Genomic DNA, 18,533 nt, shown 5'->3' with positions numbered 1-18,533 from the left:
AAAGACGGTACAGTCACACGACTGTACCGTCTTTCTTTTTCTGCTTATGATTTAGATTGCGGGTCGTTAATCACCAACCGATCCCCCAAACGCAGCACCGTGTCGCCGTCCGGGATTAAAATCTGCCCACCCCGGCGCACCAGGATTACCAGCCGATCGCCGGTGTGGATCCGGCATAAGGGCTGATCCAGCCAGCTGCTGTCCGCATCCAGCGTTTTTTCATACAAATGCACGCCCTCTACCGCTCCCGCAGCCGTGCCGCTCAGAATCAAAGTATCTCCTGCCTGCAGCTGCACGCTGCCATCCGGCACGATCCGCCGATCTCCACGAAGAACCAATACTAAAATGGACGCCGGCGGCAGCACCACCTGACGCACAGCTTGCCCTGCCCAAGGGTGCCCCTCCGGCAGAGAAAAGCGGATGAACTGCACCGGTACCTCATCCACATAGTCGGTAAAGGTTTTCATTACATCGGCGCCGTCGTCGGTCATGCCCAGCTTTGCCGCCACTCGAGGCAAACAGGTACCCTGAAGCAGCACGGAGAACAGCACAATAAAGAACACAATATGGAACACATCGTTTTGCATCACCGCCGGGTGCATGGTTGCCATAATGGCGAATACGATGGACGCCGCGCCACGCAGACCGGACCAACTCACCAGCAGCTGCTGGCGAAGAGGCGCACGAAACGGCGTAAGCAGCAGTGCCACTGCTGCCGGGCGGGCCACAAAGGTCAGAAACAAGGCAATCAGCAGCGCCCGGGGCGCAATGTGCGGCAGCTGGGACAGAAATGCCAGCAGCCCCAGCAGGAAAAACAGTACCATTTGCATCAGCGCCGTGGCAGCGTCAAAAAAGTGTACCAGCCCGGACTTGTTGGGGATCCGGCTGTTGCCCAGAATCATACCGGTCAGATATACGCTGAGATAGCCGTTACCGCCCAGCATTTCCGGCAGCACATAGGACAGCAGCGCCACCGCCACGGCAAACACCGCATCAAACCCGGCAGAGAAGCGAAAGCGACCCAGCACCCATCGAGCCGCCAGTGCCAACACCACGCCAAACAGCACACCATAGCCAATCTGTGCCGCCAGCATGGCCGCAAATTGACCGCCGCTGCTGCCACCGTGCATCACAGACAGTACAATGGTGGTGAGCATGTACGAAAACGGATCGTTACTGCCGCTCTCCACCTCTAACAGCGATGCAGTATGATATTTCAAATTCAAGTGCCGACTGCGCAGCACGGAAAACACGGACGCCGCGTCGGTGGAGCTGATGACCGCACCGATCAGGAAGCTCTCCCACAGGGCAACCCCCAGCACAAAGTGGCAAAACACGCCCACCAGTCCGGCAGTAAGCACCGTGCCCACAGAGGACAGCAGCACCGCCTGCGCGGCCACCGGGCGCGCCGAGCGCACATTGGTACCAAAGCCGCCGTAAAACATAATAAACAGCAGTGCCACGGAGCACACATTTTGTGCCAGCTCAAAATTGTCAAAGGAGATCTTCACCACGCCATCTGTGCCGAAGAACATACCCAATAAAATAAAAAAGAGCAGCGCCGGAACGCCCACCTTGCCGGATAGGCGCTGAAACAAAACGCAGCCCAAAATAACAACGGCCGTCAGCCATAAAATCGTGGTCATGGCGGTCAAAAAAAGCACTCCTTTACTTATGAATAAAAAAAAGCGGAGCACCCACATAGATGGGAGTGCTCCGTTGCCGTTTTTTACGGATTGTCGTTTGCAGAGGTATTTCTGTGCTGACTGTTCATAATGTTCTGACGAATCCGGCGCACATCGCTCAGGGCTTTGTACAGAGAGTCGTCGATCTCCAGCAGGGTGTCGTCTGCATAATTGTTTACGGCGGTGAGCATCTCACGGCTCTTGTTCTGTGCCGTGGTCACCATCTCATTGGCCTGGGTAGTGGCTTTGCCCAGCAACTCGGAAGCCTGGTTCTGCGCCTGCTTCACATAAGCCTCGCCCTCGCTGTGGGCCTTGGCAATGATCTCCGTTGCCTCTTTCTGGGCGTTCTGGGTGATCTGATCGCGAGCCACCAGTTCCCGTGCCTGGGCCTGCGCCTCGCTGATGATCTTGGCCGCCTCTTTCTTGGCCTCGTCCAAAATATTGTTTCTGGAGTCCACAATGGCCTTAGCCTGCTTGGTCTCCTGAGGGGTATTCAGTCGAATATCCTCAATAATGGTCTTGATCTTGTCCACATCTACCAAAGATTTTTTGGTCATGGGCATAGAGGTGGCATCGTCCAGCACATCCTCCAGGTCTTCCAGCAAAATATCCGTATTGGTCATATCTAACGCTCTCCTTTACATCTTGCAATAATGTCATCTAAAATTTCTTTGGGCACAAAGGCGGAAATGTCCCCGTCCAGACGGCACACTTCCTTCACCATACTGGAGGATAAAAACATATTTTCCCCCTTGGCGGTGAGAAACACCGTTTCCAGTTGCGGACACAGGCTTTTGTTGGTGAGCGCCTGCTGAAATTCGTACTCAAAATCAGACAAAGCGCGCAGCCCTTTTACCACAGCGGCCGCACCAGTTTGCTTGGCGTAGTCCACCAGCAGGCCGTCATAAGTATCAATTTGAATGTTTTCTGCGTGCAGGCAGCGGCGAATCAGCCGGCAACGCTCCTCTACGGTAAAGAGGCCGTCCTGCTTGGCACTGTTTTGCATCACCAGCACCGTCACCTGATCAAACAGGCCGGCGGCGCGTTCAATAATGTCTAAATGCCCCAGGGTCACCGGGTCAAAGCTGCCCGGGCAAATGGCTGTTTTCATTCTGCCAAGTCCTTTCCGCGAAGATACAGGGCGATCTTGGTTTTGCCGTGGCGACGCTCCCGATCCAGTACGAAAGAGCCTACCTGGGCCGGCAGTTCCTCATCCCGCCCGGACTCGCACACCACCATGGCGTCATCAGACAGCCGGGGTACCAGTACGGGCAGCACCCGCTGCAAAATACCCTTGCCGTAAGGCGGATCCAGCAGCACCAGATCATAGGTCCCGCTGCGATTTAAGAACGACAGGGCGTCGGAAAAGACCACATTCGCCTGCTCCTCCAGCCGGCAGTGAGCCAAATTCCGCTCCACCACCTGCTTGGCGGAGCGGTTGTTCTCCACAAAAGTACAACTGCGGGCGCCGCGAGACAGCGCCTCGATCCCCAGCTGGCCGGAACCGGCAAACAGATCCAGCACACGGCGACCCTCAATATCAAATTGGATCATAGAGAACAACGCCTCTTTGACGGATTCTGTTGTAGGTCTGGTCACATCTTCACCGGGCAGGGTCTCTAACCGTCTGCCCCGTGCGGAACCGGTAATTACTCGCATCATTGTGCAACATTCCTTAATTTTATACGACTATCATTATACAGTCATCCGCACCGTTCGTCAAGTCGCCCGGCGGGATTTTTACGATTTGTAATAAATGGCAGTGCTTATTTCGCCGCTGTCTCACCGTGGTAATAGGCGTAAACGGCCTTGGCATTTTCCCGGGAAATGCCGGGCACTGCAGCCAGCTGCTCTTGGGTAGCCTCCCGCACGGCGGTCACGGTTTTCAGCGTCTTCAGCAATGCCTTGGCTTTGGCGGGACCGATCCCCTCAATCTGCAATAAAGTGGAATTGAAGGCGGATTTTTTATGCTTTTGGTGGTGGTAGCTGACCGCAAAACGGTGCACCTCCTCCTGAATGGAAGACACTAAAGTGAAGGACTGACGGTTGGCGTTGATTTGAATTTCACCACCGCCGGTAGAAATGGCCCGGGTGCGGTGCTTGCTATCCTTGACCATACCGAACACCGGCACATCAATATGCATACCGGCCAGCACCGGCAACACCGCGTGCACCTGGGCGTCGCCGCCGTCCAGCAAAATCAGATCCGGCAGGATCTTAAAGGTACTGTCCTCCGGGTCCTCCCGGTAATGGGTAAAACGCCGCTGCAGTACCTCCTGCATTGACCCCACATCATTTTGGCCGTCAAAGCCTTTAATGGCAAATTTTTTATAAGCTTTCTTCATGGGGCGGCCGTTGTGAAACACCACCATGCCCGCCACATTATCCGCACCAAAGGTGTGAGAAATATCATAGGACTCAATATATTCCGGTGCCTGGGGCAATCCCAGCAGCTGCGCCAACTCCTCCAGGGCGGCGAACTCTCGCCCTAAGCGCCCGGCGTTCTGCGCCAAATGCTCGTTGGCGTTCTTGATACACAACTGCACAATGGACAAGTGCTCCCCTTTTTGCGGGTGGATCAGGCTGACTTTTTTGCCTCGCTTATCCTCCAGCCAGGCAAGCAGCAATTTCTCGTCCTCCAGCTCTCCGTCCAAAGCGATCCGGGCAGGCACCCGGTCCCGCATAGAGTAGTACCGTTCGATCAGTGCACTGCGGGCGGCAGGCAGATCCTCCGGCGGATCCAGCAGCCAGTGCTCGCTGTCTGTCAGGCGACCGTTTTCAAAGCGGATCACCTCAAAGCAAGCCTTTTTCCCGGCGATCACCAGAGCAAACACATCCTCCTCCGGCACATTGATGGACACGACTTTTTGCCGTTCGTCCAAATTACGAATGGCCTTGATCCGGTCCCGCAGCTTGGCAGCCTCTTCAAATTCCATGGCCGCGCTGCACGCCTGCATACGGGCAGTCAATTCCTTCACTGCCTTGGCGCTGCCGCCCTTTAAAAAATCCACTGCATCTGCAATATTGGCGGCAAAATCAGACTTGCTGATCCGACCGGCACAAGGCGCGGAGCAAATACCCATAAAGCCGTTCAGGCAGGGGCGAGACTTGCCGTAATCTCGGGGAAATTGCTTATTGCACCGGGGCAATTTGTAAATCTTTAAGGTCTCCTCCACCGCCTGCTTCACGGAATAGCCGGAGGTGTACGGCCCTAAGTAGCTACTGCCGTCCTCCGTCATCTGCTTGCACTCGCTGATCTTAGAGAACGGCGGCGGGGTGATCTTGATATAATTATACCCCTTATCGTCCTTCAAAAGGATATTGTACTTGGGCTGATGTTGCTTGATCAGCGAGCACTCCAGCACCAGCGCCTCAAACTCGCTGTCACACAGGATATAATCAAAATCATCGGCGTGCTCCACCATGCGGATCACCTTTAAGGTGTGATTGGTGTGGGAGCCAAAGTAGGAAGACACCCGGTTTTTTAACGCCTTGGCCTTGCCGATATAAATGATCTTTTTGTTCTTATCCTTCATAATGTACACGCCCGGAGTGGTAGGCAGTGCCATTGCTTTTCTACGCAGTTCTTTCTCAGTCAATGCAGATCACCATAAAAAAATGCGGAGAAAAGAATTCTCCGCATACGCTGTTCGTATTGTGTGGCCGTTACTCGGTAAAGCCGCTCTTGACCAGGGCTACCAGACCCTCCACAGCTTCTTCCTCATCGGAACCGTCGGCGATGATGCGGATATCCGTGCCGCCCATAATACCGAGAGAAAGCACGCCCAACAGGCTCTTTGCGTTCACGCGGCGCTCTTCCTTCTCTACCCAAATAGAGGACTTGTACTCATTTGCCTTCTGAATAAAGAAAGTGGCGGGACGTGCATGCAGGCCAACCTGATTTTCCACCTTAACATCTTTCACGAACATAGTGATTACCTCGCTTAACTCAAATACACATTTTATGGATTCGGGTCGAAAGCCATCTCGACCCCAGTACTTTATATATTATACCATTAAAGTCCGTTCGGTCAACGCCTTGGGGCAAACTTCGTCTGTATTGTTAATTAGGCACAAAATTTTTTCACTCCATTTGTGCAAAATTCACAGAATTTTATTTGCTTTCAGCGTTTCCAAAATCTTCTTGTCCGCTTTTGTCAAATCCGCTCGTTCCAAGAGATCCGGCCGCCGCTCCAAGGTGCGCTGCAAGGACTGCTGCCGCCGCCACTTGGCAATGTTGGCATGGTGGCCGGAAAGCAGCACCTCCGGCACCTCTCGGCCCCGCCACACCGGCGGTCGGGTGTACTGGGGGTACTCCAGCAGGCTGTTATAATGGCTCTCCTCCTCAAAGCAGGCTGCGTCAGACAGCACGCCGGGCAGCAGGCGGGTCACACTGTCCGCCAGCACCAGCGCCGGCAACTCACCGCCGGTGAGCACATAGTCCCCTACGCTGATCTCCTCCGGCTGCAACTCCTCAATCACCCGCTCGTCAATGCCCTCATAATGGCCGCACAGCAGCACCAGATGCTCCATACCTGCCAGTTCTTTGACCCGCTGCTGGGTCAGGGTCTTGCCCTGGGGGGTCAGATAAATCAAATGGTGGGGCACATCCCCCGCCCGCTGGCAAATCGCTTGGTAGCAGTCATATACCGGCTGGGTCTGCATCACCATACCCATACCGCCGCCGTAGGGTGTATCGTCCACATTTCTGTACTTATTTTCTGTATAAGCCCGAATATCCGTGGCTTCGATCTCCACTTTCCCGGCCTTGCGTGCCCGGCCCACAATGCTCTCGTCCAGCACGGCGCGGCACATGTCCGGGAACAGGGTCATAATATCAATCCGCATCAAAAAGTCCTTTCATGGGGCGGATCTTTACCACCCCGGCGGCTACATCTTTCTCCACCACCACATCGTCAATGGCCGGCACCAGTGTGTGTGCCTTGCCCTTCTGCACATCGTAAATATCACAGGAGCCGTAGTTCTGCACATCGGCGATCGTGCCATACGCGGTGCCGCTGTCTGCATCTATCACCAGGCACCCCAACAGATCCTGAATATAGGTGCGCCCCTCCGGCAGCTTGCCGTCTGCTCGGTCGCCGTACAGCACCTTGCCCTTGATGGTCTCTGCCTGTTCAATAGAGGTGATCTCCGCAAAACGGATAATGGCTCCCTGCTTTTGGGGGCGCAGGGATGTTACATGCAGCGTGCGCTGCCCCTCCGGATCCAAATACAACACCTGAAAGCGGCGCAAGTAGTCCAGATCGTCACACCACAGGGTGAGTTTCATCTCCCCGCGGACACCGTGGGTATTGTTTAGCAGTCCAACTTCCAAATACTGTTTCATAGCGGCTCCGTTTCTTTTTTTGCTGCATTTATTATATGCAAATGGCCGCCGATTGTCAAACCGGCGCAAAAAGCGGTGCCACCCGGGCACCGCTTTTGCTTATTTTGTTTGCACTTTTCTTTTTTTGGCTTTTCTTCTGCTGTTTTTCCGGACAGCCGGCTTCTTTACAGTTGGATATCCTTGCTCAACTTGCCGTGGTGAATGGCATTGCCAATGTTGACAGGCGACAGATACACCTTGATCCGCTTGGCCGCTGCGTGCAGCGGATCCCGATCAAAGGGCACATCGCTCAGGCTCTTGACCCGAATACTCTCCGCCAGTTCGCGCAGGGTGCAGTCCGGGTCTGCCGCCAAAGTCACCGTATGGCTTTGACCGGGCAGCAGATCAAAATAGTTGTCGCTAAAGGGTAACGAAGTGCGGCTGCTCTCCAAATGCACCAGCCGGGCAAACCGGTCGGTGGTCACCGTCAGGCACAGTTGGTCTTTTTGGATCTCCACCTTGGTGTGCAGCTTGGCGCCGGGCAGCTGCAAGCGCTTTTCCTGGTCGAAAAGTACCGTCTTTTGTTGCAGGCAGGTGCCGTTTTGCACCAGCCGCACCGCCAAACCGGTGCGGCGCAGATCGTACTTTTTGCGCAGGGGCGCCATTTCCCGGGAAAAGGCCACCGCATTCTCCACCGGCGGCAACAACAGCTTCTTTTTCTCATTCTCCAGCGTGCCGGTAACAAAGTCGAACAGTTCGTACTCCACCGTCACCGTCTGGCGAGCGTTCAGGTCGTTGAGCACATACACATCGAACCGTTCCTTGCTGTCCTCTACCGACACGGACAAAGGCGCGTTAAACCGCCGTGCGCCGTATTGCAGCGCCTTGTAATTGCCGTAGTAGTCCAGGCTGGACCAGGAGCACACACCCCAACAGTCGTTAAACTGCCAGTACATAGCCCCGTTGCACTGCCCCTTGTGGCGGCGCCAGTGCTCGGTGGCGTCAGCAATGCAGGTATCCTGGGTCACCTGGGACAGATAGATATAATCCCAAAACCGCCGGGGCAAATGGAAACGAGAAGCAATATAATACACCATCTTGTCGTTGCCGCTGGCGCACTTTTGGTGCAGGTTAAATACCGGGCTGTTCAGGGCGTAATCCCCGGGCTTTGCGTACTGGCGAATGGCCTTGGCATCCGGCAGGCTCTCAAAGCCGAATTCGCTGCAAAAGCGGGTCATTCGTTTGCGGTAATACTGCATAGGCTGCAAGCCGTGCCACACGCCCCACAGGTGGGTGTCGCCTACATTGTCGCTGTAAACGCCCTCATTATGGGCAATGCCCACCGGTGAACCGGGGGTATAGGGCGTGTCCGGATCCTCCGCCCGAATTTCCGGCTCCAGGATCTCATAAAAGAATTTTTCCGTCCACTGCACATACTTTTGCATGTGCACCCAGGCCATGTGCATATCCTCGATCTCGTTATTGCCGCACCACACCGCCAAGCTGGGGTGGTGGCACAGCCGCTGCACCTGGGCGTGCACCTCGGTCTTTACATTCTCCAGGAATTCCGGCAGGAAGAAGGGGTACGCCTGGCAGGCAAAACCAAAGTCTTGCCACACCAGAAGCCCCCGCCGGTCGCAGGCGTCATAAAATGCGTCGGATGCATAGTAACCGCCGCCCCACACCCGCAGCATATTCAGGTTGGCAAACTGTGCAGCATCCAGCAGTGCCTCTAACTTTTTGTCATCAAAGCGGGTAATAAAGCTGTCCGGCGGAATCAAATTGGAGCCTTTGATAAACAGGGGCACGCCGTTTAACCGGAACTGGAAGTTCATACCGTATGGATCCCGCTCCCGGTTCAGCTCAATGGTGCGCAGACCCACACGCTTTTCCGCCCGGTCCAGTTCTTTCTCTTTCGCCGTCAGCACCGCCGATACCGTGTACAGGGGCTGGCGGTCCTTGCCGGACAGCTCCCGGGTCCACCACAGCTCCGGCTTCTCAATTTCGAACACAGCCTCGGTGCCTTTTTCCGTCAGCACCGTGCCGTCCGGGCAGGTCACCTGCAAGGTGCAGGTACAGTCACCGTACTGCTCCACTTGGGCCTTGGCGGTAATCACCGCCCCATCTCCCTGCAGCTGCTGGCGCACGGAAAGCTGCGCCACCCGGGCCGTATCCACGAAATCCAGCCCGATTTCCTCGGTAATACCGCTCACCGGCAGCACCGGACCCCAATCCCAGCCAAAGTGGCACTGGGGCTTACGAATATGAACAATGCCGTTCTGCCCGTTGGAGTTCATAGGGGTCATACACTTTTTGTATGCCGCGCTCACATACTCCACCGGTGAATAAAAGCGAATGGTCAGGGTGTTCTCCCCTACCTGCAAGCGCTCTTTTACCGGCACCCGGTAAGGCACAAAGCAGTTTTTGCCTTGCAGCACCCGGTGACCGTTAAGCGTCACATCACAGATGGTGTCCAGCATATCGCAGCGCAGATACACTGCGTCCGCTTGTAATTCTTCCGCCGTTACGGTAAACTGCTTTTCGTATACCCAGTCGGCGTGGCCCACCCAGCCTACTTCTTTTTCGTTCATACCCACAAACGGGTCCGGGATCTTGCCGGCTGCCATCAGGTCTAAGAAATTGCAGCCCGGCACCTTGGCCGGCATCCAGTCGCCCTGATCTGCCCGGCGAAAACGCCAGTCCCCGGTTAATGTTTTATACATCGGTATTCCCCCTATAGGTCAAGTTTTGCTATTCCATTATACCTAAGCCTACCTGTAAAGTCAAAGCAGAAATGCAGCGCCCGGAATACATTGCCGATTTTATCGTCCAGAACGGCAAAAAAGACACTTTACAGTATGAAATTCACAGCATAAAAAAGGACCCGTGCCGATGCACAGGTCCTTTTTGTTTACGCTTTTGATCAGTCGATCTCCACCGCAATTTTCTCGTCGCAGCGGGTGGCGGCAGCGCGCATAACCACGCGGATGGCCTTTGCAATACGACCCTGCTTGCCGATGACCCGACCCATATCACTCTCTGCAACATGCAGGTGATACACGATCACACCCTCATCGTCCGGCTGATCCACCTCTACCGTGACAGCGTCCGGCTGATCCACCAAACCACGGGTGATGGCTACCAATAGTTCTTCCAAGAAAACACCTCCATATTAGTTCTTGCAAATGGGCAAAGAACTAATTATAAAATGCCTTCCTTCTTCAGAATAGCCTTCACAGTGTCAGTGGGCTGTGCGCCGTTGGCGATCCACTTCTTTGCCTTCTCGCCGTCGATCTTCACCTCAGCGGGATCCACCATGGTGTTGTAAGTGCCGATCTCCTCAATGAAGCGACCGTTGCGGGGATATCTGGAATCTGCCACAACTACACGATAGAACGGTGCCTTCTTTGCGCCCATGCGGCGCAGTCTGATTTTTACTGCCATTTTTGTTACCTCCGTAAAAATAAGTAATAATGAATTTATATAACCAAAATGCTTTTGGCAATAGATAAAGTTAGAACCCAAAGGGGTTAGAGCCGCCGTTTTTGCCCATCATACGCTGGGCCATCTCCGGGTTTTGGCTCATCATGCGGCGCATTTTCTTACTCATCTTGGGGCCGCCCTTGCCGCCGCCAAACTGCTTGACCATCTTTTGCATCTGCTTAAACTGGGAAAGCAGCCGGTTCACATCCTCCACCTGCATACCGCAGCCGGCGGCGATACGCCGCTTTCTAGAAGGATTGATGATCTCCGGCTTGGTGCGCTCCTCCACGGTCATAGAGTAGATAATGGAGCGGAAGCGGTTAAACGCGCCCTCGTCAATGTCCTCGTCCTTAATCTTGGAGCCGATACCGGGCAGCATCTTAATGGTGTCACGCAGGGAGCCCATGCGCTCGATCTGGTCGAACTGATCCAAAAGATCGTTCAGATCAAACTTATTCTTCGCCAGCTTGCGTTCCAGCTCTGCCGCCTTTTTCTCGTCCAGGCTCATCTCTGCCCGTTCAATGAGGGAAAGCACATCGCCCATACCCAAAATACGGGAGGCCATACGACTGGGGTGGAAAGTCTCCAGCTGGTCCAGCTTTTCGCCGGTGCCGATGAATTTAATCGGCTTGCCGGTCACGGCTCGCACAGACAGCGCCGCACCGCCGCGGGTGTCACCGTCCAGCTTTGTCAGAATCACACCGTCAATGCCTAATGCCTCGTTAAAGCTCTTGGCCACATTCACAGCGTCTTGACCGGTCATGGCGTCAATCACCAGCAAAATCTCGTGCGGGTGAACAGTGGAGCGAATGTTTTGCAGCTCCGCCATCAGCGCCTCGTCCACATGCAGACGACCGGCGGTATCCAGCAGCACATAGTCGTTGCCGTGATCCCGCGCGTACTTTACTGCCTCACCGGCAATGGTCACCGGGTTCTCCGTGCCCATTTCAAACACAGGCACATCCACCTGGGCGCCTACCACCTGCAACTGCTTAATGGCTGCGGGTCGATACACGTCGCAGGCCACCAGCAAGGGTCGGTGCCCTTCTTTCTTCAACTTCTTTGCCAGTTTGGCAGAATGGGTGGTTTTACCGCTGCCCTGCAAGCCGCACATCATCACAACCGTCGGCGGGTGATTGGCAATGGCCAACCGGGACTCCGTGCCGCCCATCAACTCCGTTAACTCCTCGTTGACGATCTTGATGACCATTTGGCCGGGGGTCAGGGACTCCATCACATCCGCACCGATGGCACGCTGGGTCACCTTGGCGGTGAACTCCTTGGCCACCTTATAGTTGACATCCGCCTCCAGGAGCGCCATACGCACCTCGCGCATAGCTTCCTTTACATCGGACTCTGTAAGCTTGCCCTTGGCACGCAGCTTTTTAAATGAATTTTCCAGCCGTTCGCTGAGCCCTTCAAATGCCAAGTTCTACACTTCCGTTCTTTTTATCATTCGCAAAGATAAGCGGTCAGGGCCTTGATCCGGGCCACATTGTCGTTGATCTCCCGGGACAGTGTGTGCGACAGATTGTACGCATTAATGGCCTCGGCGCACTGCTCGATTTCTTCCAGTCCCTTCTTCAGGGTCTCGAACTTCTTAGCCAGACCCAAGCGACTCTCCATCTCAAACAGCTGGTTCTCCGCCCGCTTGATGGCGTCGCGCACGCCCTGACGGGTAATGCCCTCATTCTCTGCGATCTCAGAAAGCGAAAGGTCCTCGTCATAGTAATACACCAAAAAATCGTGCTGCTTTTGGGTCAACATTTCGCCGTAAAAATCCAGCAAAAAAGAAACTTCCAAATTCTTTGCCAAGGACGCCCTCCCCTTTCTTAGTCTCTTGCGCTGTAAAGTGAAAGTTCTTTACAGCAAGGGGTATTATACTAAAACCGGGCCGCCTTGTCAACCGCTCTCTGCATATTTTTTGCAACAAAATTTACGAAAAAAGCGCTTGACACAAGCTATAGTGCACCGCAAAAGCGCCACCCCACCGGATAGTGGTGCGCGCCGACAAAGCAAAAGACACAATTTGTTTACAAAATCGATACAAATCATTGACAAGCTGTCGCCTAATACATTATAATAGTCAAAGTCCAAAAAACACGGAGGTACTGTACATGAATCCATTGCATGAATTTGCAGCGCTGTTCTCCAACTTCGGCAACATTGATCCCCGTATGATCGTGATGTGGGTGGTTGGCGGCGTGCTGGTCTACCTTGCCATTAAGAAGGAAATGGAACCCACCCTGCTGCTGCCCATGGGCTTCGGCACCATTTTGGTGAATCTGCCCCTCAGCGGCGCCATTACCCAAGCCGGGGCGGAGGAAGGCCCCATATCCGTACTGTTCGATGCAGGCATTGCCAACGAGCTGTTCCCGCTGCTGCTGTTTATCGGTATCGGCGCCATGATCGACTTTGGCCCGCTGCTGAAGAACCCGTGGCTGATGCTCTTCGGTGCGGCCGCCCAGTTCGGTATTTTCTTCACTTTCTTTGTGGCCGGCTTCTTCTTTGATATTAACGACGCCGCGTCCATCGCCATTATCGGCGCTGCCGACGGCCCCACTTCCATCTTTGTGGCCAATACACTGCATTCCAAGTATCTGGGCGCCATTATGGTGGCTGCGTACTCTTATATGGCACTGGTGCCCATTATCCAGCCGCCGGTGATCAAGGCCGTAACTTCCAAGAAAGAGCGCCTGATCCGTATGAAATACCATGCAGGCGATGTAAGCAAAACCACCAAGATTGTGTTCCCCATCGTGGTAACTGCCGTTGCCGGTTTGGTGGCACCTAAGTCCGTTGCACTGGTAGGCTTCCTGATGTTCGGTAACCTGATCCGCGAGTGCGGCGTGCTCAACCAGCTGTCTGAGACGGCGCAGAACGCCTTTGCCAACATTATTACAATCCTGCTGGGTCTGACCGTCGCTGCCAAAATGCACTATCAGGACTTTGTATCCTGGCAGACCCTGATGATTCTGGGTCTGGGTCTGGTTGCCTTCATCTTTGATACCGTAGGCGGCGTGATGTTTGCCAAATTCATCAATCTGTTCCTGCCCAAGGAGAAGAAAATCAACCCCATGATCGGTGCAGCCGGTATCTCCGCATTCCCCATGAGCGGGCGTGTGGTCAACCAAATGGGCCTGAAAGAGGACCCGCAGAACTTCCTGTTGATGTACTCCATCAGCGTCAATGTTTCCGGCCAGATCGCCTCCGTTATTGCCGGCGGCCTGATCCTGACCCTGGTATCGTAAGGAGGATAAGATATGCAGACTTTATTTGCTTCTCTGCTGGCTGTGGTTACCATGGCCATCAACGCCCAGTCCTGGAAAACCACCCTGCCGGATATGCTCTTCGGTATGATCGGCATCTTTATCGTGATCGGCGTGATCATTCTTGTCACCTATGGGCTGAACAAAGCCTTTTCCAAAAAGAAGAAGAAGGACGACAAGGACGAGAAATAAAAACAAAATGAAACCCAAAGGCGCTCGGCAAGTCCGGGCGCTTTTTCTGTGCAAAAAACAGGGTTGCAAAATGCGACGGTCTATTGTATAATATAGGCAAATTCAAACGCTATGACGAAGAAAAGTAGCGCTCCCCCTGCTGTTTAGAGAGTCGCGGTCCCGGCTGAAAGCCGCAGCACAGCAGCCTGCGTGAAGTTCCCTTCCGAGCGGTTTTGCTGAACCACAGTAGGCAAGAACGGTGTGAGTACCGTTATCAGGCTCAAAGAGTGTTTGCTCCGATTGGCACTTGCCAACTTGCAAAAAACAGGGTGGTACCGCAGGTAATTCCGACTTGTCCCTATACGAACGGGGCAAGTCGTTTTTTATTTGCACACTGCCGCGAGCAATACAGAATGAAAGAAAGGATACGAAGATGAAAGCACAACTGGAACAAATCCGCCGGGCCGCCAAAGAAGCACTGGCCTCCTTTGACAGCGCCGAACAGCTGGAAAAAGCCCGTATTCAGTACTTGGGCAAAAAAGGCGAGCTGACCGCTATTTTGAAGCAGATGGGCAAGCTGTCTGCCGAGGAGCGCCCGGTGATCGGCCAACTGGCAAACGAAATTCGCAAGGACATTGAGGACACCATCGCCAACAAGTCCGCAGAGATCAAAAAGGCAGCCCAGGAGAAGCGGCTGGCTGAGGAAACGCTGGATGTGACCATGCCCGGCACCCTGCCACAGATCGGCTACAAACACCCGCTGTCCATCGTTTTGGACGAAATCAAGGACATCTTTATGGGCATGGGCTTTGACATTGCCGAGGGTCCGGAGGTGGAGTACGACTACTACAACTTTGAGGCACTGAACATCCCCAAAGACCACCCGGCCAGAGACACCCAGGACACCTTTTATATCAATGACAACATCGTACTGCGAACCCAAACTTCTCCGGTACAGATCCGTGTAATGGAAAAAACGCAGCCCCCCATTCGAATCATTGCCCCGGGCCGTGTATTCCGCTCCGACGCGGTAGATGCCACCCACTCTCCCCTGTTCCACCAGATCGAGGGCTTGGTGGTAGACAAGGGCATTACCATGGCAGACCTGAAAGGCACGCTGGAGACCTTTGCCAAGCGGCTGTACGGCGAGGATACAAAAATCCGCCTGCGTCCCCACCACTTCCCCTTTACAGAGCCCAGCTGCGAAATTGATGTCAGCTGCTTTAAGTGCGGCGGCAAGGGCTGTCCCTTCTGCAAGGGCGAAGGCTGGGTCGAGATCCTCGGCGGCGGCATGGTGCACCCCAAGGTGTTGAAAAACGGCGGCGTAGACCCGGATGTATACAGCGGCTTTGCCTTTGGCGTAGGCCTGGAGCGACTGGTGCTGTTCCGCTTTAATATTGACGATATGCGTTTGCTGTATGAGAACGATATGCGTTTTCTGTCCCAGTTTTAAGGAGGTGCAAATATGATTTTATCCAGAAAATGGGCCAACGATTATGTGGACCTAACCGATATTGACAACAAGACCTTTTGCGACGAAATGACCCTGTCCGGCTCCAAGGTGGAGGGGTATGAAGTGGAAGGCAGCGACATTGAAAATGTAGTTGTGGGCCAGGTTCTTTCTATGGAGAAACACCCGGACTCCGACCACCTGTGGGTGTGCCAAGTGTCCGTAGGCGACGATCAGCCGCTGCAAATCGTCACCGGCGCCCAGAACTTAAAGCCCATGGACATTGTGCCGGTGGCACTGGTGGGCGCTACGGTGATCAACCGCAAAGACCATAAGTTAGAAAAAATCAAAAAGGGCAAGCTGCGGGGGGTTGCTTCTGCCGGTATGCTGTGCTCCTTTGACGAACTGGGTTTGACCCAAAACGACTTCCCTTACGCCTGCGCCGACGGCATTTTTGTACTGGGGGACGACTGCGACAAGACCCTGGGCATGGATATTCACAAAGCCATCGGCTATGACGACACCTGCGTTGAGTTTGAGATCACCTCCAACCGGTGCGACTGCCTGTCCGTAACCGGTTTGGCCCGTGAGGCAGCGGCCACCTTTGACCGGCCTTTCACCTTGCCGGAGCCGGAAGTAAAGCCCGGCCACGGCAATGTAAACGACCTGCTGCAAGTGCATATTGAAGACGGCGAAAAGTGCTACCGTTACACCGGCGCTGTAGTAGAGAATGTGCGGGTCAAGGAGTCACCCCGCTGGCTGCGGGAGCGACTGCGTGCCTGCGGCGTGCGCCCCATCAGCAACATTGTAGATATTACCAACTATGTGATGCTGGAGTACGGCCAGCCCATGCACGCCTTTGACCTGCGTTACCTGGTAGGCAACACAGTGAATGTGCGTAACGCCAAGGCCGGCGAGACCATCACTACCCTGGACGGCGAGACCCGGGAGCTGACGGAGAATATGCTGGTGATTGCCGATACAGAGAAGCCTGTGGCCGTTGCCGGCGTAATGGGCGGCGAATACAGCGGTATTATGGACGACACCACCACCATCGTATTTGAGTCCGCCTGCTTTAACGGCACCTGCGTGCGCCGCACCGCCAAGGCGTTGGGTATGCGCACCGAGGCCTCTGCCCGGTACGAGAAAGAGCTGGATCCCAACCAAACCATGCGCGCCTTAAAGCGTGCCCTTCAACTGGTACAGCTGCTGGACGCCGGCGATGTGGTAGACGGCGTGGTGGACTGCTGCAAGAAAGTCAAAGAGCAGGTCACCGTGGACTGGGACTACCAGTGGATCAATCGGTTCATCGGCTTTGATCTCAGCGAGCAGCAGATGATCGATATTCTGAAGAAGATCGAATTTGATGTGCGCGACGGCAAGGTCTATGCTCCCACCTTCCGCAATGATATTGAGCACCTGGCAGACCTGGCGGAAGAAGTGGCCCGGTTCTACGGCTTCCACAACATTCCCAACCACATGCTGCAAGGCGCCGCCAACGGCAAGCTGACCCACCGCCAGTCCTTTGAGCGCAAGCTGGGCAACACGCTGCTGGCCTGCGGCTGCACCGAGGTATCCACCTTTAGCTTTATCAGCCCCAAAGCTTATGACAAGATCTGTCTGCCCCCGGACAGCGAACTGCGCAACTCCATTGTAATCCTGAACCCCCTGGGCGAGGACACCAGTATTATGCGCACCACCATCCTGCCCTCTATGCTGGATGTGCTGTCCTTTAACTACAACCACAAGACGGAGGCCGCTTGTATGTACGAGATGGGCACCGTTTACACCCCCACAACCCCGGACAAACTGCCCATCGAGAGTCAAAAGGTCACCATCGGTATGTACGGCAACGGCGCAGACTTCTTTGCGCTGAAAGGCATTGTGGAGAAGTTGCTGGACTGCCTGCATGTGGATCACTACGATGTGGAGCCGGTAAAAGATAACCCCACCTTCCACCCGGGCCGTACCGCCGCCTTCACCATGGACGGCAAGGTGCTGGCTACCCTGGGCGAAGTGCACCCCACCGTGGCAGAGAACTACGCCATTGGCACCCGGGTTTATCTGGCGGAGCTGGATGTGAACACCGCTTATGAGAACGAGAGCGGCACCCGCACCCACAAGCCCCTGCCCAAGTACCCGGCCAGCAACCGGGACCTGGCCTTTGTATGCGACAAGGAGATCCCGGTGCTGAAGTTGCAGCGCGCCATCGGCGAGGCCGTAGGCAAAACCCTGGAGAGCGTCAAGCTCTTTGATGTGTATCAGGGTGAGCAGATTGAAAAGGGCAAAAAGAGCGTGGCGTTTAACATTCGTATGCGCGCCCACGACCGCACCCTTACCGATGATGAAGCCGACGCTGCCATGAAGCGGGTGGTCAAAGCCCTGGACAAAATGGGCATCAGCCTGCGGAGTTGACCGAAAAAACGGACAACTGCCTGGTAATTTGACCGGAATATTGGAATTTTTGCATTTTAATATTGTAATTATTTCAAAAAATGTATATAATGATGTGTACGGAGGTGACTTTACCGTGACAGATAAGACCATGACATTTAGAATCGGTGATGAAAAAGAGGATGTTATGAAGGATACCTTAACCCAGGTGTTTGACGCCCTGCGGGAAAAGGGGTACAATCCCATTAACCAGATCGTAGGCTATCTGCTGTCTGAGGATCCCACCTACATCACCACCCACAACAATGCCCGCAGCCTGATCCGCCGGATCGACCGGGACGAGTTGTTGGCCGCTATGGTAAAGTCCTACTTAGATTAAAACGAAGGAGGCGTTCCCTTGGCGAAGAAAGGCGAATTCTTGGAATACAAAGGCAGACCGCTGGTACGCTGCGGCAACACCATTTACTACGGCAGTATGGCCGACCCGTTCGTTGTGTGCCTGAAGGTACAGAGTGAGAAGAAGCAGGGCGACCAAACCATTGCCGACAAAGTGATCATTCAGCTGCTGAATACGGACGAGCAGATCTCGCCCAAAGAGCAGGTGGTCAAAAAGAGCGAAAAGACCGGCCTGTTCAACGCGCTGGATCTGGGTGCCGTTTGGCTGGAAAGAGCCTTAAAGAAAAACGCGTAATCCCAAGTAACCAAAAGAACCGAGTGCAGTTTGCACTCGGTTTTCTTTATTGCCTGTTTCCGAC

19 protein-coding genes and 1 other annotated feature are annotated in these 18,533 nt (G+C 54.4%); of the genes, 6 read left to right on the top strand and 13 right to left on the bottom strand.

All coding sequences use genetic code 11. The features are described 5' to 3' along the window. Positions 1-44 precede the first annotated feature (44 nt). The 13 genes from OGM59_02300 to OGM59_02240 form a co-directional block, all read right to left on the bottom strand. Complete coding sequence (locus OGM59_02300; GenBank protein ID UYI91744.1) at positions 45-1,646, bottom strand: potassium/proton antiporter; 1,602 nt, start codon at positions 1,644-1,646, stop codon at positions 45-47. An 83-nt stretch (positions 1,647-1,729) separates the two neighbouring features. Continuing rightward, positions 1,730-2,308: a hypothetical protein gene (locus tag OGM59_02295; GenBank protein UYI91323.1), complete on the bottom strand. Its 579-nt coding sequence runs from the start codon at positions 2,306-2,308 to the stop codon at positions 1,730-1,732. A gap of 2 nt (positions 2,309-2,310) precedes the next feature. Beyond that, a complete protein-coding gene (gene coaD / locus OGM59_02290) occupies positions 2,311-2,796 on the bottom strand; it encodes a pantetheine-phosphate adenylyltransferase (GenBank protein ID UYI91322.1) in 486 nt (161 codons plus the stop codon). Beyond that, on the bottom strand, positions 2,793-3,344 hold the full coding sequence (gene rsmD / locus OGM59_02285) for a 16S rRNA (guanine(966)-N(2))-methyltransferase RsmD (GenBank protein UYI91743.1): 552 nt from the start codon (positions 3,342-3,344) through the stop codon (positions 2,793-2,795). Before rsmD ends, coaD begins: the two co-directional genes overlap by 4 nt. 107 nt (positions 3,345-3,451) lie before the next feature. Then, positions 3,452-5,284: an excinuclease ABC subunit UvrC gene (gene uvrC / locus OGM59_02280; GenBank protein UYI91321.1), complete on the bottom strand. Its 1,833-nt coding sequence runs from the start codon at positions 5,282-5,284 to the stop codon at positions 3,452-3,454. A 67-nt stretch (positions 5,285-5,351) separates the two neighbouring features. Further along, entirely contained in the window at positions 5,352-5,615 is a 264-nt protein-coding gene (locus OGM59_02275) for an HPr family phosphocarrier protein (GenBank protein UYI91320.1), read from the bottom strand. A gap of 174 nt (positions 5,616-5,789) precedes the next feature. Then, on the bottom strand, positions 5,790-6,533 hold the full coding sequence (gene trmD, locus OGM59_02270; GenBank protein UYI91742.1) for a tRNA (guanosine(37)-N1)-methyltransferase TrmD: 744 nt from the start codon (positions 6,531-6,533) through the stop codon (positions 5,790-5,792). Further along, positions 6,523-7,032: a ribosome maturation factor RimM gene (gene rimM, locus OGM59_02265; GenBank protein UYI91319.1), complete on the bottom strand. Its 510-nt coding sequence runs from the start codon at positions 7,030-7,032 to the stop codon at positions 6,523-6,525. The genes trmD and rimM overlap by 11 nt, the downstream gene beginning before the upstream one ends. A 164-nt stretch (positions 7,033-7,196) precedes the next feature. Next, positions 7,197-9,734 carry a hypothetical protein gene (locus tag OGM59_02260; GenBank protein UYI91318.1) on the bottom strand — a complete coding sequence of 846 codons (2,538 nt, stop codon included), beginning with the start codon at positions 9,732-9,734 and terminating at the stop codon, positions 7,197-7,199. Positions 9,735-9,934: 200 nt separating this feature from the next. Further along, positions 9,935-10,168: a KH domain-containing protein gene (locus OGM59_02255; GenBank protein ID UYI91317.1), complete on the bottom strand. Its 234-nt coding sequence runs from the start codon at positions 10,166-10,168 to the stop codon at positions 9,935-9,937. 44 nt (positions 10,169-10,212) lie between these two features. After that, complete coding sequence (gene rpsP, locus OGM59_02250; GenBank protein UYI91316.1) at positions 10,213-10,455, bottom strand: 30S ribosomal protein S16; 243 nt, start codon at positions 10,453-10,455, stop codon at positions 10,213-10,215. A gap of 70 nt (positions 10,456-10,525) precedes the next feature. Further along, positions 10,526-11,923 (bottom strand): signal recognition particle protein, encoded by a 1,398-nt coding sequence (gene ffh, locus OGM59_02245; GenBank protein UYI91315.1) that lies wholly within the window; start codon positions 11,921-11,923, stop codon positions 10,526-10,528. Positions 11,924-11,946: 23 nt separating this feature from the next. Continuing rightward, on the bottom strand, positions 11,947-12,309 hold the full coding sequence (locus OGM59_02240) for a DNA-binding protein (GenBank protein UYI91314.1): 363 nt from the start codon (positions 12,307-12,309) through the stop codon (positions 11,947-11,949). A gap of 302 nt (positions 12,310-12,611) precedes the next feature. Here OGM59_02240 and OGM59_02235 point away from each other — a divergent pair, with 302 nt between their 5' ends. The 6 genes from OGM59_02235 (at position 12,612) to OGM59_02210 (ending at position 18,469) form a co-directional block, all read left to right on the top strand. Next, the gene (locus OGM59_02235) at positions 12,612-13,745 is read left to right on the top strand and encodes a sodium ion-translocating decarboxylase subunit beta (GenBank protein ID UYI91313.1); all 1,134 of its coding nucleotides are present in this window, start codon (positions 12,612-12,614) and stop codon (positions 13,743-13,745) included. A gap of 12 nt (positions 13,746-13,757) precedes the next feature. Beyond that, positions 13,758-13,955, top strand: coding sequence for an OadG-related small transporter subunit (locus tag OGM59_02230; GenBank protein UYI91312.1), 198 nt, complete (start codon positions 13,758-13,760; stop codon positions 13,953-13,955). A gap of 102 nt (positions 13,956-14,057) precedes the next feature. Continuing rightward, positions 14,058-14,297 (top strand) — a binding site (T-box leader). Between the two features lie 70 nt (positions 14,298-14,367). Beyond that, complete coding sequence (gene pheS / locus OGM59_02225) at positions 14,368-15,387, top strand: phenylalanine--tRNA ligase subunit alpha (protein UYI91311.1); 1,020 nt, start codon at positions 14,368-14,370, stop codon at positions 15,385-15,387. Positions 15,388-15,399: 12 nt separating this feature from the next. After that, complete coding sequence (pheT, locus tag OGM59_02220) at positions 15,400-17,799, top strand: phenylalanine--tRNA ligase subunit beta (protein ID UYI91310.1); 2,400 nt, start codon at positions 15,400-15,402, stop codon at positions 17,797-17,799. A gap of 130 nt (positions 17,800-17,929) precedes the next feature. After that, positions 17,930-18,157 (top strand): IreB family regulatory phosphoprotein, encoded by a 228-nt coding sequence (locus OGM59_02215; protein ID UYI91741.1) that lies wholly within the window; start codon positions 17,930-17,932, stop codon positions 18,155-18,157. A gap of 18 nt (positions 18,158-18,175) precedes the next feature. Continuing rightward, positions 18,176-18,469 carry a hypothetical protein gene (locus tag OGM59_02210; GenBank protein ID UYI91309.1) on the top strand — a complete coding sequence of 98 codons (294 nt, stop codon included), beginning with the start codon at positions 18,176-18,178 and terminating at the stop codon, positions 18,467-18,469. The last annotated feature ends 64 nt before the right edge of the window (positions 18,470-18,533 follow it).

Source organism: Oscillospiraceae bacterium (assembly GCA_025757685.1).
Taxonomy (GTDB): Bacteria; Bacillota; Clostridia; order Oscillospirales; family Acutalibacteraceae; genus CAG-217.
This window is presented reverse-complemented; position numbering and strand designations above follow the sequence as displayed.

What these genes read in the sequence shown, in the direction of transcription:
- OGM59_02300 (UYI91744.1), bottom strand. Translation starts at nt 1,646, where the DNA reads ATGACCACGATTTTATGGCTGACGGCCGTTGTTATTTTGGGCTGCGTT.
- OGM59_02295 (UYI91323.1), bottom strand. Translation starts at nt 2,308, where the DNA reads ATGACCAATACGGATATTTTGCTGGAAGACCTGGAGGATGTGCTGGAC.
- coaD (UYI91322.1), bottom strand. Translation starts at nt 2,796, where the DNA reads ATGAAAACAGCCATTTGCCCGGGCAGCTTTGACCCGGTGACCCTGGGG.
- rsmD (UYI91743.1), bottom strand. Translation starts at nt 3,344, where the DNA reads ATGCGAGTAATTACCGGTTCCGCACGGGGCAGACGGTTAGAGACCCTG.
- OGM59_02275 (UYI91320.1), bottom strand. Translation starts at nt 5,615, where the DNA reads ATGTTCGTGAAAGATGTTAAGGTGGAAAATCAGGTTGGCCTGCATGCA.
- trmD (UYI91742.1), bottom strand. Translation starts at nt 6,533, where the DNA reads ATGCGGATTGATATTATGACCCTGTTCCCGGACATGTGCCGCGCCGTG.
- rimM (UYI91319.1), bottom strand. Translation starts at nt 7,032, where the DNA reads ATGAAACAGTATTTGGAAGTTGGACTGCTAAACAATACCCACGGTGTC.
- OGM59_02260 (UYI91318.1), bottom strand. Translation starts at nt 9,734, where the DNA reads ATGTATAAAACATTAACCGGGGACTGGCGTTTTCGCCGGGCAGATCAG.
- rpsP (UYI91316.1), bottom strand. Translation starts at nt 10,455, where the DNA reads ATGGCAGTAAAAATCAGACTGCGCCGCATGGGCGCAAAGAAGGCACCG.
- OGM59_02235 (UYI91313.1), top strand. Translation starts at nt 12,612, where the DNA reads ATGAATCCATTGCATGAATTTGCAGCGCTGTTCTCCAACTTCGGCAAC.
- OGM59_02230 (UYI91312.1), top strand. Translation starts at nt 13,758, where the DNA reads ATGCAGACTTTATTTGCTTCTCTGCTGGCTGTGGTTACCATGGCCATC.
- pheS (UYI91311.1), top strand. Translation starts at nt 14,368, where the DNA reads ATGAAAGCACAACTGGAACAAATCCGCCGGGCCGCCAAAGAAGCACTG.
- pheT (UYI91310.1), top strand. Translation starts at nt 15,400, where the DNA reads ATGATTTTATCCAGAAAATGGGCCAACGATTATGTGGACCTAACCGAT.
- OGM59_02215 (UYI91741.1), top strand. Translation starts at nt 17,930, where the DNA reads ATGACATTTAGAATCGGTGATGAAAAAGAGGATGTTATGAAGGATACC.